The following is a 16,060-nucleotide window of genomic DNA, read 5'->3' as shown; positions in this document are numbered from 1 at the left end:
GTGCCATAGACCACCGTTTCGGGCATTCATGACGCTTGGGATCTTCGCTTTGTCTTCGCGCCGGCAGCGGCTCACCGGGCAGCTCCGGGCCCCATTGCTGCGCCTCGTCCTGTTGCTGGGCATCGGCGTGCTCGGCGCCGTCCCTGCCCATGTGCGGGCCGCCAGTGGCGAGCTGGATGCCGCCCAGGAGGCCATCGCCGGGGGCCGCTTCCAGACCGCCATCGACATCCTCGAGCCCCTGATACGGCAACAGCCAGACAATTCCGAGGCCCGCTTCCTGCGCGGCGTGGTGTATGCCCAGATGGGTGACACCGACCGCGCCATCGCCATCTTCAGCAACCTCACCGAGAACTATCCCGATCTCTCCGAGCCCCACAACAACCTGGCCGTGCTCTACGCCGCCAAGGGGTCTCTGGAGAAGGCGCGGGAGGCCCTGCTGCGGGCCACGGAACTCCAGCCGGACTATCACACCGCCTTCGAGAACCTGGGCGACGTGTATACCAAACTCGCCGCCCAGGCCTACCAGCGAGCCTATCGCCTGCCGGGGAAGAACCAGCGCGCTCGCGACAAGTACGACGTGGTGAGCGGGTTGCTCGCCCGTCCCGAAGCGGGCACCGAGGGCCCGGCGGACAGCCTGGCGCCGGTACCCGTGGCCGGCGATGTCGAGGCCGCCCCCCCCCAGGCGGCCCCCCAGGCACCAGCAGCCGCGGCGGGCGGCGGTACACCCTGCCTCGCCCTCGGGCCCATGGACGCCAACACCCGGGGGAACATCGCCGTCTGGCTCGAGGAACAGGACATCGCTCATCAGACCCACTCCAGGGAGTCGCGCCGGCCCCGCGCCTACCAGGTCTACCTGGAGGGCGGCGCGAACCCGCGGGCCCTGCGCGACAGGCTTAGCGGCCAGGGGGTCAAGGACATCGCCCTGGTGACCAGCGGCGAACTGGCGGGGCAGTTGTCCCTGGGGGTATACCGCCAGGCCGACTCCGTCGAACGCCGGCTCGAGCGCTTCGCGGATCTCGGTTACGACGCCCGGGTGCTGACCCTCTACGATGAGACGGTCGAACACTGGCTGGTGATCACCCAGCAGGCCTTCGACGCCCCCGCCTTCAAGCGCATCTTCGGCCACCAGACACCCCAGCCGGTCGCATGCGACTGGCAGCCCCGGGAGCGTTCGTAGGCGTCCTTGCCTGGCGCTCCCCCGCTCATCATTCAAGTTGGGCACCTATATTCCGAAAACCAGTCAGGTCAACCGCACCTTTACAGAAACAGACCGGGGGAACCCCAATCAATGAATATCCTCGTCACGGGCGGCGCCGGCTACATCGGCAGCCATGTGGTACGTCAACTCGGAGAGGCCGGCCACCGGGTGGTGGTGCTGGACAACCTGAGCAAGGGCTTCCGCCAGGCCGTGCTATACGGCGAACTGGTGGAGGGTGACACCGGCGATGCCACCCTGGTCTCAAGGGTGCTGGCGGACCACGACATCGAGGCCGTGATGCATTTCGCCGCGTTCACCATCGTGCCGGAATCCGTGAGCGACCCCCTGAAGTACTACGGCAATAACACCTGCAACACCCGCAACCTGCTGGAGTGCTGCCAGCGCCACGGCGTCAGGTATTTCATCTTTTCCTCCACCGCCGCGGTCTACGGCATCCCCGAGACCGTCCCCGTCACCGAGGATGCTCCCCTCGCGCCCATCAATCCCTATGGGGCCTCCAAGCTCATGAGCGAGGCCATGCTGCGGGACCTGTGCGCCGCCGGCGACATGACCCACGTGGCCCTGCGCTATTTCAACGTGGCGGGCTCGGATCCGGAGGGCCGCATCGGCCAGTCCACCCCCGAGGCCACCCTGCTCATCAAGGTGGCATGCGAGGCCGCCGTGGGCAAGCGGGCCGGCGTATCGGTGTTCGGCACCGACTATCCCACCCCGGATGGCACCGGTATCCGTGACTACATCCACGTGGAGGACCTCGCCGACGCCCACCTGAAGGCCCTCGACTATCTGCACGATGGCGGCGAGTCGGTTACCCTGAACTGCGGCTACGGCCACGGCTTCTCGGTGCGCGAGGTGCTCGACGCCGTGGCCCGTGCCAACGGCGCCCCCATCGATGTGCGCGAAGAACCGCGCCGCGCCGGCGACCCCCCGGCCCTGGTAGCCGACGCCTCACGGATCAGGGAGCGCCTGGGCTGGACGCCCCGCTTCGATGATCTCGATACCATCGTCCGCACCTCACTGGCCTGGGAGCGCAAGCTGGCCGCGGCCACCCTGGAACCCAACTGAACGCTACGGAAGGATGACCCCTATGAAATCCCTCACGATCCTCCGCCTCCCGGCGGCCGGCCTGACGGCGCTGATCATCGCCGCCTGCGGTGGCGGCCTGAGCCCAGAGGAGGCGCGGGCCAAGGCCCAGGCCCACCTGGACCAGGGCGAGGTCAATGCCGCCATCATCGAGCTGAAGAACGCCCTCCAGGAGGCCCCTGACGCCGTAGCCACCCGGCGCCTGCTGGGCAAGGCCTATTACGAGGCCGGCGATCTGGCCGGGGCCCGCAAGGAACTGAGCCGGGCGGTAGAACTCGGCGAGCGGGCACCCGCCATGGTGCTCAATCTCATCGAGGTGTCGGTACGCCTCGGCCGCTTCGACGAGGCCCTGGAAGCCATCGAACTGCTACCGGCGGAGCGGCGCATCGAGGCAACCACCGACGAAGGCTTCGCGTTCCTCGGCCTTGACCGTCCCGATGCCGCACAACAGGCATTTGAACGCGGATTGGAGGCCAACGTGGCGCCTGCTCGGGCGTCAGTGGGGTTGGCCATCCTTGCCATGGAACGCCAGCGTATGGACCAAACCCACCTTCACCTGGACCGCGCCCTCGAGTTGGAGCCATCCCATCGGCAGGCACTCTTGCTCAAGGGCGAACTGCTGGTCGCGTCTCGGCAACTTGATGAGGCGGTGGGGGTCCTGGAGCGGGCACTGAAAAACTCGAAAGGCAACGATAAGGTCGCCCCTCATATCGGACTGGCCCGTAGCTATCTGGCCCTCAATGCACCGGATAAGGCCGAATCCCATGTGGCTGCTCTTAAGGACATAGCGCCCGATAACCCTCAGACCCATTACCTGTCCGGGGCCCTCGCCTATGCTCGTAATGACTACGCGGCGGCGGAGAAAAGCTTGCTGAGGGTCCTTCAGGTGGATCCGAACCATGCGCCTACGCTGCTGCTGCTCGGCAGCACCAAGTTCGCCCTGGGTCAGCTCGAACAGGCCCAAGAACACCTCCAGATCTATGTGGACAAGGTGCCCAATAACCTCCCGGCGCGTAAACTCCTGGCCGGCGTACTCCTTTCGCGAGATCAGGTGACCCAAGCCCTCGCAGTCCTCGTCGATAAGGAAGCACTCGGCCAAGAGGATCCCCAATACAACTCTCTGCTGGGAACCGCGCACATTCGGTTGGGAAACACCGAGCAGGCTACGGAGTACTTTGAGAAAGCTGCGCGCCTGTCACCAGACAATACCCGTATCAAGACTCAACTGGCCGTAAGTCAGTTGGCCACGGGGGCGGCCGAAAAGGCGATAGCCCACTTCGAGAATATGGCAACCGCCGATGAGGCCGGCATTCAGCCTGGACTTCTGCTGGTCGTTTCTCACCTGCAGGCACGCCAACTGGATGCCGCCCTCACCGCGGCCAAAGGCTTGGTGGAACAGCATGGCGACAGCCCCATCGCTCAAAACATGCTCGGTGCGGTATATCTGGTACGGGGCGAAAATAACGAGGCGCGTTCCGCTTTCGAGTCCGCGACAAAGGTTACACCGGGTTTCGTTCCCGCAGTCCTCAACCTGGCACGCATGGACCTCCGGCAACAGAAGCCCGACGTCGCCCGCCAACGTCTCGAGGCGGCACTGGAACACCAGCCGGGTCATCCGCGTCTACTGCTGAGGCTTTCGGAGCTGACCTTTGCGGCGGGCGACGCTACCCAAGGCGAGGCCTACCTGCAGCAGGCTCACGCCAATACACCGGAAGATCCTCAAGTAACCCTGTACCTGACCCGCCTGCGCCTTGCCCAAGGCAGGGTGGACGACGCGGCAGCACTGTTGGAATCCGTGCCCGAAAAACATCACCAGCATCACGCCTGGCTCCTGGAGCAGTCCCGCATCCAACTCGCACGGAGAGAATTCGGTGCCGCCGAGGCCACTCTACAGGGACTGCTGGATGGCAATCCCGGCAACCCTGCCCTGCGCACCCACTTGGCCCAGGCCAAGCTGGGAATGAACAAGCTTGATGAGGCCCGGGGCATTTATGAATCACTGCTCGAGGACGCCGATGACGATCCCGGCACCCCCCTCATGCAACTGGCCCGCATCGGCATGGTCCAGGGCCGGACCGACCAAGCCCTGGAGTACGTTCGTCGCCTCGAGAAGGCTTATCCGGACGCCGCCGAGGTCTCACGCTTGCGGGGCGACATCATGGTCAACGCCCAACGCTACGACGAAGCAGTGAACGCCTATCGCACGGCCCTTGAACGCGCGCCGGCGGGCACAACGCTGCTCCGCCTTGCCCGGGCGGTGGAACTGAACGGCGACGCGGCCACCGCTAACCGCCTGATGCGAGATTGGATCGCGGAGCACCCGGAAGATCAAGTGGTGGGACTGGCCCTCGCTGGCCGCCAACAGACCACCGGTGCCGATGAAGAGGCAACCAAGGGATACATGAAATTGCTGGAGCAGAATCCCGAAAACCCGGTCGCCCTCAACAACCTGGCCTGGATCCACCATGAGGCGGGGCGTACCGAAGAGGCACTGGAACTCGCCGTGCGCGCCGATGCTGCCGCACCCGGCAATGCCGCCATCATGGACACCCTGGGGTGGCTGCGCCTATCCGCCGGCCAGACTGAGCAGGCCTTGACCCTCTTGGAACAGGCCGCGGCCAAGGCCCCCGACAATGCTGAGATCCATTACCACTACGCGGTAGCCCTGGCCAAAGGCGGCGATCATGGGCGGGCCCGCGACATCCTCGAACGGGTGTTGAAGGACCATGAGGACTTCGAAAGCCGCAAGAAGGCTGAAGAGATGATGTTATGGCTGCGTTGAGATGCCTCCCTCGCACGCGGGCGCGCCTGCCAATGTGAGTGGAAATTAGGGAACACAAACCGGCAACCACCCCCTGAAGATATCGCCGCCAGAGATGGCATGGAGCGCCATCAAGGGCGGCCGGCAGCCAGTTCCCGGGGAGCGAGAACGCCCTATCCTCGCGGTTGGCGCTGTCATCCAGGGTGACGGTGGCCCCCAATCCGCGCAGGCGGTCCAGCACCTCCTGCACCAGCACCTCGGGTGCCGAGGCCCCGGCAGAACCTCCTCTCGCCGGACACCCATCGTCTCTCTCGCTGGACACCCACCGTACGTCTGCTCGCTTACGTCTGCTGGACACCCATCGAAACTCCCCACCGCGAAACTCTGGACACCCACCGTACGTCTGCTCGCTCGTTGGACAGCCATCGGCTGCTCGCTCGCTGGACATCCATCGCGACTATCGACGCCATGGGTCGTCACTCCGGAGTCCTTGCTCTGAACGCCTCTTCAACTCGCATCTCAGCGACTTATACACCCGCGCGGCAGGGCCCCCGTTACCGACTCGCGCGGCACTGCACGAGCTAACAGAAATCGGCAGGTGGAGGGCTTCACGACCATTTCACGGAACAAAGGACTCGCACCCTGAAGAGCGATATTTGAAACCAAATGGCCATTGTTCTATATTTGTTCTCTATCAGGACTGTTGCTAGCGAGGAGATTTCTCATGGAGTCGAGAGACCAATTACAGGAAGAACGGATCGCACGTTTCTGGAAACGCTACGTAGGGGCACTTCGGCTACGCCAAGTACCTGAAAACGCGGTACCTTGGTACCGAAAGCATGTGCAGGCCTTCATCGATTTCGCGCCTGATATACGGCTGGTGAACCGGCGGCCGGAAACCCTTGAGCAGTGGTTTGCCCATACGAGCCGCGAGCCGCGCTTGACGGGCTGGAAGCATCGCCAGCGAGTCGATGCTCTGCGTTTGCTCTACTGCCTGCTGGTGAAGTCCGAATGGGCTTCAGGGTTCGACTGGGCGGGTTGGGCAGAATGGAAACCTGCATCGGGAAGATTCCAAAACGCGATTGACCATAACTACTGGAGGCCGGGCGGCGAAAAGACCAGCACACGATGCAGCATGCATACGCCTCAAACGCCGCGTGTGACTGCCACACAGCACTGAGCGGCCGCCCGTCGATGAGTCCCTATCCCTGGCACAAAATCACCCGACCCACTCGATTGCCGCCGTGCCCCGGATGCATTCTCGGGGTTTCAACTCGACGGCCCCAAACTTGGAACTCAGTCAAGTTGATTTGAAATTCGAATTCAGCCGTATCGAAAAAAGGAGCCGATATCATGCCCAAACCACGGAAAACCCTGGTGAGCCTCGATGCCACCCCATATTACCACTGTGTCTCACGCTGTGTCCGCCGGGCATTCCTGTGCGGCATGGACCCGCATACAGGCCAATCCTTTGAGCACCGCCGCCTCTGGATCCAAAATCGCATCATCAGGCTCGCCGACATCTTTGCCGTCGACGTGTGTGCCTACGCCGTGATGTCCAATCACGTCCACGTGGTGCTGCACGTCGACCGGGAAATGGCGGCGGGCTGGACGGTACACGAAGTCACCAGACGCTGGAGTGGATTGTTCCCGGGCAACTCCCTGGCCCAACGCTTCCTGGCCGGCGAGGTACTGTCGAAGTCCGAACATGAGATATTGGAGCATTGCGCCCGCGATTGGCGTTATCGCTTGACCGATATCAGTTGGTTCATGCGTTGCCTGAACGAACCCATCGCCCGGCGGGCCAACCAGGAAGACGATTGCACCGGACGGTTCTGGGAAGGAAGATTCAAGAGCCAGGCCTTGCTGGATGAAAAGGCCCTCATCGCCTGCATGAGTTATGTGGACCTGAACCCATTGCGCGCCGGCATGACCACGCGCGCCGAATCCGCCGATTTCACCTCGGTGCAAGCACGGATAGTCAAAGCGCACACCTCCGATGATCCCAACGACCCCCACAACCAGCCCCGGGAATTGATGCCCTTCGTCGACAATTCTCACACTTACGCCACCAAGGGTCTCCCCATGCCTCTCAATGACTACCTGGACCTGGTGAACTGGACCGGTCGCGCCATCATCCAGGCCCGTGACGGGGCATATCCGGACGAAGTGCCTCCCACCCTCAAACGTCTCCATATTGAGCCCGAACACTGGCTTTACATGGCTCAATACTTCGAAAGCCGCTTCAAGGGCCTCGTGGGTGCTGCCCACACCCTGAAAGCCGTCTGCAAAAGACTCGGCTATCACCGAACACCTTCCCTCCGTGCCTGCACTACCCTGCTAACCTAGGCCGCACACCAAAGCCGTATCGCGCCGGGCTCCTGAACATACCAAGAACCCCGGCAGCATGATCTGCTGCCCATGTCCGTAGACGCACGTCCGGGCTGGCCACCGGGATTACTCCTGTCCACCCGAAACCACGAGGAAGCGTTCTCCCTCGCTTAAATGAGTTGAGTACGACTTCCTGCTGCCCTTCCAAGCTGGGAGTAGTGTGGGTGTCCAGGTAAAGCCTCTTCCAAGCTGGGAGTAGGTGGGTGTCCGGGTAAAGCCCTCGAGTAAAGCCCGGGAGTAACGTGGGTGTCCGGGTAAAGCCCTCGAGTAAAGCCCGGGAGTAACGTGGGTGTCCGGGTAAAGCCCAGGTGTCCGGGTAAAGCCCCTCCGGGTAAAGGCGCGGAAAAGGCGCGGGTAAAGCCGGGGAAAGGGGTAAAGTGCGGGTCAGGTCAGGTATCAGTCTTTGTAATCCAGGGCCTCCCAACGCTCAAAGGCGACTTCCAATTCCTGCCTCACGGTCGCCAGGCGTTCAAAAGTATCATCTACTTGGTTCTTGGTCTGTTGATAGAATCCAGAATCACAGATGGTGGCTTCCAGGCTCGCCTGCTCGCTTTCCAGCGCCTCAATACGCCCAGGCAGGGCCTCCAACTCGCGCTGGTCCTTATAGGATAGTTTGGGTGTGCTGGATTTAGCCTTTGGCTGGCCCTCCCTGGAAGCCGCATTCTTCAACGGAGCAGCGGCCTGGATCGCATTGTCGACTTTTCGCGCAGCGGCCTGGCGCTGCCAGTCGGTGTAGCCACCCACGTAGTCCATCACCCGGCCACCACCTTCGAACACCAGGGTGCCGGTGACTACATTGTCCAGAAAGGCCCGGTCATGGCTCACCAGCAGGAGGGTACCGGGATAATCGATCAGGAGTTCCTCCAGCAATTCCAGGGTTTCCACATCGAGATCGTTAGTGGGCTCGTCCATCACCAGCAGGTTGGCGGGCTGGGCGAACAGGCGCGCCAACAGCAAGCGATTGCGCTCGCCGCCCGACAGGGTACTCACGGGTGAGCGCAGGCGCTCGGGTGGGAACAGGAAATCCCGCAGGTAGCCCGCCACATGCTTGTCGCGACCGTTTATGGTGACGGTCTCCCGGCCATCGCCTACCGAGTCCATGACCGAGACCTCGGGGTCGAGAACGGCGCGCTGCTGATCGAAGTACGCCACCTGCAGTCGAGTGCCGCGCTTGATGGTGCCGTCCGTGGGCTCGAGATCGCCCAGCAACAGCTTCAGTAGCGTCGACTTGCCGGCGCCGTTGGGGCCGATGATGCCGATACGGTCGCTACGCAGCACGGTGGTGGTAAGCCCGCGGATCACCGGATCACCGTCTCCGTAAGCGAAACTGACATCCTCCGCCTCCGCCACCATCTTGCCCGAACCCTCTCCGGCTTCCAGACGCAGTTTGGCGGTGCCGCTACGTTCACGGCGGCGGCGGCGCTCGTCACGCATGGCCTCGAGGGCACGCACGCGGCCTTCGTTACGGGTACGCCGGGCCTTGATACCCTGACGGATCCACGCCTCCTCTTCGGACAACCGTTTGTCGAAGCGAGCGTTTTGGCGCGCCTCCACTTCGAGTTGCTCGCTTTTGTGCCGCAGATAGTCATCGTAGCTGCCGGGCCAGGAGCTTAGGGTACCGCGGTCCAGTTCCACGATACGGGTGGCCAGGCGGCGCACGAAGGCGCGGTCGTGGCTGATGAACAGCAGCGCACCGGCATACTCCGTCATGAATTCCTCGAGCCAGGTGATGGCCTCGATGTCCAGATGGTTGGTGGGCTCGTCCAGCAGCAGCACCTCGGGATCGCAGGCCAGGGCGCGGGCCAGCATGGCCCGGCGGCGCCAACCGCCCGACAGGTCACCCATGGGCGTGTCGCCATCCAATCCCAGGCGTGACAGCACCGCCTCCACCCGCTGTTCCAACTGCCAGGCATCCGCCGCCTCGAGGCGATGCTGCAGATCTTCCAGGCGCTGCATGTTGGCCGCGGACGGGTCATGGGAAAGGGCAGCGGCGGCATGATGGTAGTCTGCCAGCAGCCGGCCCTGCTCCGGCAACCCACCTGCCACCACATCGAACACTGCGTCCTCTCCGTCGAAAGCCACTTCCTGATCCAGCCAGGCCACGCGGGCCCCGGGACGCACGAATACGGTTCCCTCGTCCAGATGCACACGCCCGGTTATGGCCCCCAACAGCGAGGACTTACCTTCACCGTTACGGCCCAGCAGGCACACCCGCTCACCGCGACGCACCTCCAGGTCCACGTGGTCCAGCAACGGCCGGTGGCCGAAGGCGAGGGAGGCCTTGTCGAGGCGTATCAGGAGCATGGCAGAGGTTACTCGAGTAGAAGGCACGGTACGGTGTGCACCGCAGTGCCGAGTATAACGGCATGGCCCCTCGGTGCACCAAGGCCATTGGCAGGGGAATCGAGAGGACATGGGGTATCGATATTTACCACAGGCATGCCCCTTTCTTTGTAAGGACACCCACTTTAGCGCTATCAGAGAGTGCTATCAGGACACCCACTTTTGTGTCCTCTAATCTCGCGGTCCTTTCCTGAGCGGCCCTTCAACGCACCACCGTGGGCGTCCCTCGGCAAGACCCGGCCAGCAGGGACTCGGGGCCCGTCGTGAGGCCTGCCAGGTCGGCACGCAGTTCCGCGATACGCGCCGCAGTGCGGCGATGCTGTGCCGGCTCCATGGCGTCGTAAAGGCGAACCAGCATGGCCAGGAAGGAGCTCCGGGTGTCATCGGTCGCCCGTATCAGGGGCCGCGGCCGGGCTGCGCCCTCCACCCACCAACCTGAGAGGAATTCCGCCACCTCGACGGCATCGGCACCTGCGCGCAGCAACTCGAGCAGTCGCTCCTGGCGCTCCTTGCGATAATCGAACCAGGGCTGCGCGAGATCCGGCATGGCGACGACCTCGGCCTCCACCATCGCCCGCTGCTCGTTGGTCAGCCGGCCAGTCCACCGAGTGATGCGTTCCAGAATACGTTCCACACGGGCATCCCGGCGTTGTTGCGGGTCCGCGGCCAGATACTTGTCGCGGTAGTCCTCATTGCGAGCGGCCATGGCGGCCTCCAGATGGTTCACCTGGGCCGGATCCAGCCCGGCAAGCAACGGCGCGCCCAGTTCCACGGCTATGCGACCATGACGCCGCGCCAGCGCATGACCCTCGTCTACGAGACATTGCAGCGTTGCCTCATCGAGACCGTCGCGTACGGCGGCCTCAATGGCCGTCAGCAAGCCCACCACGTGGGGCAGCTCGATACGCCGGTGGAGGGCGTGAACCCGCTCCAGGTCTTTCTCCCACTCTTCGCGCTGGCGGGGCGCAAAATCGATATATTCCTTCACCCGCCGATCGATCAACCAGTCGACGTTGTTGTAGGCGAGCCGCGTGGCGCTGCAACCGGCCAGAGCCAGCGCAAGCAACAGGATGCAAGACAATCGCAACACGATGGGCCTCCAGAGATCATCCACGAGGATCAGAGTACTTGGGCGAGCCTTCGTTCGGCCAGCATGGAGGCTGGGCTCGATTGAATGTATTTCAAGTGTCGGAGCGAACCCCGCGATGGGCCACGCGGGGACCTCTTACCGTGCCGCTTCCCGAATTCGGCAGGGATGATGGATTCGGTGGGTGTCTCGGTAACGTCTTGAGATGTCGGATCCTGTGGGTGTCTCTGTAGTGGGTGTCTCCGTAGTGGATCCTGTAGTGGGTGTCTCCGTAGTGGATCCCCTCGAGTGGGTGTCTCTGTAGTGGGTCCGCTCGAGTGGGCGTCTCCGTAGTGAGTCTCAGGAGATGTGCTGGTAGTAGAGGTTCTGGGGATGCCTGGCCTCGGCGAAGAAGTACCAGCGTTCGGCGACAAGGCCTGCGTACTGCAGGGCGAAGGCGACCATGGGCAGGGTCCCGGATTGTATCTGGTAGGCCACGCCCAGCAGCAGCACCGGCAGGGGGAATACCATGAGCAGAAAGAACTGGCGGATGGTCCTTAGCGCCGCCGGGCTGCGGCCATGGAAGAACTCACGGGTATTGAAGGAACCCCCCATGGCCCCCTGAGCCTTCTGCTCGATATGGCTGTGGCGCACGCCGATGGCCGTCTGCAGCGATGACTTATGGCGCAACCGCCGGTTGCGCCGCAGCGACCAGCCCCGGGTGATGAAGCCGGCGAGGGTGAGGATCACCGCCCAGGTGCCGTAAAAGCCCAGCAGGCCACCGCCCGTGTAGGCCGAGAAGGCTGCGGCCAGGGTGAAGCCCGAGGCGCCGCCCAGCAGGATGAAATTGAACACGGTGAGGGGGCTGTGCCACTCCTGCAGGAACTTCAGGCAGGCGTAGATCATGGCGGTGGTTACGAACAGCAGGAACGCCGTCAGGGTGCCCACGGCGCCGATGATGAGGCTGGCATCCACCGGAAGGGTGTCCGACACCACGAACAAGGGCTGGGTCCAGCCCAGGTAGTGCACGGCACCGTAGGCGGCCACCAGGACCACGAACAGGGGCAACACGATGATCTCCCGGGACAACCACGAGGTGCGCCACTGGCTGGCGGCGCGCCAGCCCCGTTCCGGCCGCCCCAGGTGGAAGATGGAGGCCACCAGCCCGGCCGCCAGGAACACCAGGGCGATGAGGCTGCCCACGGCGTAGAACCGGGGGTCATGCTGCGGTGGCAGCAGGTTGGCCAGAGTGTAAAGCTGGCCGGTGTAGAGGGCCAGGAACAGGCCCTGGCCGACGCCAATGAGGGTAGTGAGGAAAATGACTGAAAAGGCTGGATGCATGTCACCAACTCATGACGTCGTCGAGGCTCTGGGCGCCGGGCTCGGGCTCGGGCAGCGGGCCCTCCTTGCGCAGGGGGTTGTCGGCCCGCGCCAGTTCGTCCTCGTGGAGCTTGATGCGGGTCTTACGCCGCGGCAGGTAGTGGTTGGCCGGCCGCGTGCCCCACTCGGGCATGAGGGCGTAGCCACCCTCCTCGCGAATGGCCACGGACACCGCAGAGTCGGGGTCATGGACATCGCCGAACAGGCGCGCGCTGGTGGGACAGGCGAGCACACAAGCGGGCTTGCGTTCGGCCTGCGGCAGGTTCTCGTCGTAGATGCGATCGATGCACAGGGTGCATTTTTTCATCACCTTCTGCTGCTCGTCCACCTCCCGCACGCCATAGGGGCAGGCCCAGGAACAATACTTGCAGCCGATGCACTTGTCGTAATCCACCAGCACGATACCATCCTCGGCACGCTTGTAACTGGCGCCGGTGGGGCACACGGGTACGCAGGGCGGATCCTCGCAATGGAGGCAGCTCTTGGGAAAGTGGATCGTCTCGGTGTTGGGAAATTCCCCCACCTCGAAGGTCTGGACGCGGTTGAAGAAGGTGCCGGTGGGGTCCTTGCCATAGGGATCATGGTCCACCATGGGCCCCGCCACCCCGGAGGTATTCCAGGACTTGCAGCTGGTGACGCAGGCATGGCAGCCCACGCACACGTTGAGATCGATAATTAACGCCAACTGAGTCATCTATTCACCAACCCGATTCACTATTCACCAAAACCGCCATCAGCCAGGCCCGATCACCTTCCCGCCATCCTCAGCGCCTGCCGAACAACCCCGCCACATAGGCCTGCCATCGTGGCCGCCGGTGGGTCTGGCCCGGCACCGGCTTGACGGCCTTGAAGCCAGGCCAGGTGGCCTTGTCCTCGCCGGCCTCGGCCTTCCTGATGCGTACCCGCAGGTCGTACCAGGCGGCCTGGCCGGTGACGGGATCGGAGTTGGACAGGTGCTCATCCAACTGGGCGGCAGGCAGCTCTTCACTGATCAGATGATTGAGCAGAAAACCCTGCCGGGCCTCGTTGGCCTTGGGGTGCAGACCCCATGCCCCGGGCGACTTGCCGATGGCATTCCAGGTCCACACCGTGCCCGGCTCCACCGCCTCGCTGTAGCGGGCCATGCATTTCACCTTGCCGTGGGCCGATTCGACCCACAGCCAGTCGCCGTCGGCGATGCCCTTCTCTCGGGCCACCCGGGGATTCACCATCAGATAATTGTGGGCGTGGATCTGGCGCAGCCACGCGTTCTGGGAGTCCCACGAGTGATACATGGCCATGGGGCGCTGGGTCACGGCGTTCAGCGGAAACTCCTGGGTGTCGATGCGCTGGGTCTCCAGGGGCTCGTGGTAGAAGGGCAGCGGGTCGAAGTAGGTCTCGACGCGCTGGCGCAGGTGGTCCGGGGGTTGCTTGCCGTCCCATTTACCCTGGGCCGCCAGCCGAAAACTCTGCAGCACCTCTGAGTAGATGTGCAGGTTGATGGGCTCGGCGTAACGAGTGAGACCGTGGTGCTTGGCCCAGTTGAGGTAACCGGCGTTCCAGTTGCGCATGTACTGGAAGGACTTGGGCATCCCGTAGTGGAAGAAGCAGTTGTTGTTGGCGTACATCTCCCACTGGCGCGGATTCGGCTCGCCCTTCATGAACTTCTCGCCGCCCGTGCCCCGCCAGCCGGCGAGGAAACCGATACCGGAACCCGGTTCGGTCTCGTAGCGGGTGATGAAATCCGGGTAGTCCCGGTACTTGCGCTTGCCCTCGGCGTCCACGAAGGCCGGCAGGCCGAGGCGCGATCCCAGCTCGATGAGCACCTCCTGGAAGGGCTTGCACTCCCCCTTGGGCTCCTTTACCGGAATGCGCACGGAGTCCACCGGGCCGTCGAACTCGGAGATAGGCCGGTCCAGCATGGACATGACGTCGTGGCGTTCAAGATAGGTGGTGTCCGGCAGCACCAGATCGGCGAAGGCCACGGTCTCCGACTGGAAGGCGTCGCTCACCACCAGGAAGGGGATGCGGTACTCGCCGTTCTCGTCCTTGTCCCGCAGCATGTCCTGGACCTCCATGGTATTCATGGTGGAATTCCAGGCCATGTTGGACATGAACAGCAACAGGGTGTCCAGGGAATAGGGGTCGCCCCGCCAGGCGTTGGTGATGACATTGTGCATGAGGCCGTGCACCGACAGGGGGTACTCCCAGGAGAAGCCCTTGTCGATGCGCACCGGCCTGCCGTCGTCGTCCACGAACAGGTCGTCCGGATCGGCCGGCCAGCCCAGGGGCATGCCGTTCAGGATCTCGCCGGGACGCACGTCCTGCGGCCCCTTCGGGGGCTTGGCGCAGGGCGGGATGGGGCGCGGGAAGGGGGCCTTGTGGCGAAAGCCGCCGGGACGGTCGATGGTACCCAGCAGGGTCATGAGGATGGACAGGGCACGAATGGTATGAAAGCCGTTGGAATGGGCCGCCAGGCCGCGCATGGCGTGGAAGGCCACGGGACGGCCGGTGACGGACTCGTGCTCGCGCCCCCACACGTCGGTCCACTGGATGGGCAGCTCGATCTGCTGGTCGCGGGCGGTGACGCCCATCTCGTGGGCCAGACGGTGGATGTCGCCGGCTTTGATCCCGGTGATGCCGGCGGCCCATTCCGGAGTGTACTTGGCCACCCGTTCCTTGAGCAGCTGGAAAGCGGGCTTCACGGGCGTGCCATCGTCCAGCTGGAAGCTTCCCAGGAGGAAGGGATCGGCGCCCTCGGCCCGGTTCAGCACCGGACGGTTGGTATGGCGGTCCCACCACAGCTTGTTCTGGGGGTCGAAGCAGCCCTCCTCCTCCGGCACCTCGGTGCGTAGGAACATGCCGTGCTCGGTGGAGGCCTGGTCCAGATTCACCAGCTCCGGCGCGTTGGTGTAATCGATGAGGAAATCCCGATCGTAGAGCCCCAGACGAATGATCTCGTGCACCAGGGCCAACAGCAGGGCACCGTCGGTGCCGGGACGGATGGGCATCCATTCATCGGCGATGGCGGAATAGCCCGTGCGCACCGGGTTGATGGTGATGAAGCGCCCGCCGTCGCGCTTGAACTTCGAGATGGCCATCTTGAGGGGGTTGGAGTGATGGTCCTCGGCGGTACCCATCATCACGAACAGCTTGGCCCGTTCCAGATCGGGGCCGCCGAACTCCCAGAAGGAACCGCCGATGGTGTAGATCATGCCGGCGGCCATGTTCACCGAACAGAAGCCACCGTGGGCCGCATAGTTTGGCGTGCCGAACTGCTTGGCGAACATGCCCGTCAGGGCCTGCATCTGGTCGCGGCCGGTGAAAATGGCGAATTTCTTCGGATCGTCCCCGCGGATGCCGGCGAGGCGCCGTTCCAGGATCTCGAAGGCACGGTCCCAGGAGATGGCCTCGAAATTGCTCTCCCCGCGCTCCGCCCCGCGCTTGCGCAGGAGCGGCCGGGTGAGGCGGGCCGGGGACTCCTGCTTCATGATCCCCGAGGCCCCCTTGGCACAGATCACCCCCTGGTTCAGGGGATGGTCGGGATTGCCCTCGATGTAGCGTATCTGCCCGTCCCGCAGGGTCACCCGGATGCCGCAACGGCAGGCACACATGTAGCAGGTGGTGTTCTTGACCTCCTCCCGATGGGCGGGCGTTTGCTTGGCCGTGTAGTCCACGGGGTCTCTCTCCGCTGTATGGGGCCGATAGCCGTCCCCGGTGTTGGCCCCACAGTGTGGGGGTTCACCGCGTGTCGCGCCAACGAAGATTACTGCTCCGTATATTAGAAAATTCTATTGAACCAATATACAGGGCCGTGGGTTGGGTGTCCGGCCTGCGCACT

The 16,060-nt window shown here is 63.7% G+C and carries 10 protein-coding genes; 5 read left to right on the top strand and 5 right to left on the bottom strand.

All coding sequences use genetic code 11. The features are described from left to right. Positions 1-28: 28 nt before the first annotated feature. The 5 genes from U5S82_17430 to U5S82_17410 all read left to right on the top strand — a co-directional run bounded on the left by U5S82_17430 (position 29) and on the right by U5S82_17410 (position 7,409). Positions 29-1,177 carry a tetratricopeptide repeat protein gene (locus tag U5S82_17430; protein MDZ7753370.1) on the top strand — a complete coding sequence of 383 codons (1,149 nt, stop codon included), beginning with the start codon at positions 29-31 and terminating at the stop codon, positions 1,175-1,177. 111 nt (positions 1,178-1,288) lie between these two features. Further along, positions 1,289-2,281 (top strand): UDP-glucose 4-epimerase GalE, encoded by a 993-nt coding sequence (gene galE, locus U5S82_17425; protein MDZ7753369.1) that lies wholly within the window; start codon positions 1,289-1,291, stop codon positions 2,279-2,281. Between the two features lie 22 nt (positions 2,282-2,303). Continuing rightward, a complete protein-coding gene (gene prsT / locus U5S82_17420) occupies positions 2,304-5,081 on the top strand; it encodes an XrtA/PEP-CTERM system TPR-repeat protein PrsT (GenBank protein ID MDZ7753368.1) in 2,778 nt (925 codons plus the stop codon). Positions 5,082-5,784: 703 nt separating this feature from the next. Continuing rightward, entirely contained in the window at positions 5,785-6,240 is a 456-nt protein-coding gene (locus tag U5S82_17415; protein MDZ7753367.1) for a hypothetical protein, read from the top strand. Positions 6,241-6,413: 173 nt separating this feature from the next. After that, positions 6,414-7,409, top strand: coding sequence for a transposase (locus tag U5S82_17410; protein MDZ7753366.1), 996 nt, complete (start codon positions 6,414-6,416; stop codon positions 7,407-7,409). Between the two features lie 438 nt (positions 7,410-7,847). On the opposite strand, the gene U5S82_17405 is transcribed toward U5S82_17410, so the two are convergent. From U5S82_17405 to U5S82_17385, 5 genes are all read right to left on the bottom strand, one after another. Then, positions 7,848-9,755, bottom strand: coding sequence for an ATP-binding cassette domain-containing protein (locus tag U5S82_17405; GenBank protein ID MDZ7753365.1), 1,908 nt, complete (start codon positions 9,753-9,755; stop codon positions 7,848-7,850). A 241-nt stretch (positions 9,756-9,996) separates the two neighbouring features. Continuing rightward, the gene (locus U5S82_17400) at positions 9,997-10,884 is read right to left on the bottom strand and encodes a DUF6279 family lipoprotein (protein MDZ7753364.1); all 888 of its coding nucleotides are present in this window, start codon (positions 10,882-10,884) and stop codon (positions 9,997-9,999) included. Positions 10,885-11,220: 336 nt separating this feature from the next. Then, positions 11,221-12,201 (bottom strand): sulfite dehydrogenase subunit SoeC, encoded by a 981-nt coding sequence (soeC, locus tag U5S82_17395; protein MDZ7753363.1) that lies wholly within the window; start codon positions 12,199-12,201, stop codon positions 11,221-11,223. A 1-nt stretch (position 12,202) separates the two neighbouring features. Continuing rightward, a complete protein-coding gene (locus U5S82_17390) occupies positions 12,203-12,934 on the bottom strand; it encodes a 4Fe-4S dicluster domain-containing protein (GenBank protein ID MDZ7753362.1) in 732 nt (243 codons plus the stop codon). 70 nt (positions 12,935-13,004) lie between these two features. Beyond that, positions 13,005-15,896, bottom strand: coding sequence for a molybdopterin oxidoreductase family protein (locus U5S82_17385; GenBank protein MDZ7753361.1), 2,892 nt, complete (start codon positions 15,894-15,896; stop codon positions 13,005-13,007). Positions 15,897-16,060: the final 164 nt, after the last annotated feature.

The sequence above is a fragment of the Gammaproteobacteria bacterium genome, assembly GCA_034522055.1.
Lineage (GTDB): Bacteria > Pseudomonadota > Gammaproteobacteria > JAABTG01 > JAABTG01 > JAABTG01.
The sequence above is the reverse complement of the archived record's forward strand: the minus strand, read 5'-3'. Positions and strand labels throughout refer to the sequence as shown.

What these genes read in the sequence shown, in the direction of transcription:
- U5S82_17430 (MDZ7753370.1), top strand. Translation starts at nt 29, where the DNA reads ATGACGCTTGGGATCTTCGCTTTGTCTTCGCGCCGGCAGCGGCTCACC.
- U5S82_17415 (MDZ7753367.1), top strand. Translation starts at nt 5,785, where the DNA reads ATGGAGTCGAGAGACCAATTACAGGAAGAACGGATCGCACGTTTCTGG.
- soeC (MDZ7753363.1), bottom strand. Translation starts at nt 12,201, where the DNA reads ATGCATCCAGCCTTTTCAGTCATTTTCCTCACTACCCTCATTGGCGTC.
- U5S82_17390 (MDZ7753362.1), bottom strand. Translation starts at nt 12,934, where the DNA reads ATGACTCAGTTGGCGTTAATTATCGATCTCAACGTGTGCGTGGGCTGC.
- prsT (MDZ7753368.1), top strand. Translation starts at nt 2,304, where the DNA reads ATGAAATCCCTCACGATCCTCCGCCTCCCGGCGGCCGGCCTGACGGCG.
- U5S82_17410 (MDZ7753366.1), top strand. Translation starts at nt 6,414, where the DNA reads ATGCCCAAACCACGGAAAACCCTGGTGAGCCTCGATGCCACCCCATAT.
- galE (MDZ7753369.1), top strand. Translation starts at nt 1,289, where the DNA reads ATGAATATCCTCGTCACGGGCGGCGCCGGCTACATCGGCAGCCATGTG.
- U5S82_17405 (MDZ7753365.1), bottom strand. Translation starts at nt 9,755, where the DNA reads ATGCTCCTGATACGCCTCGACAAGGCCTCCCTCGCCTTCGGCCACCGG.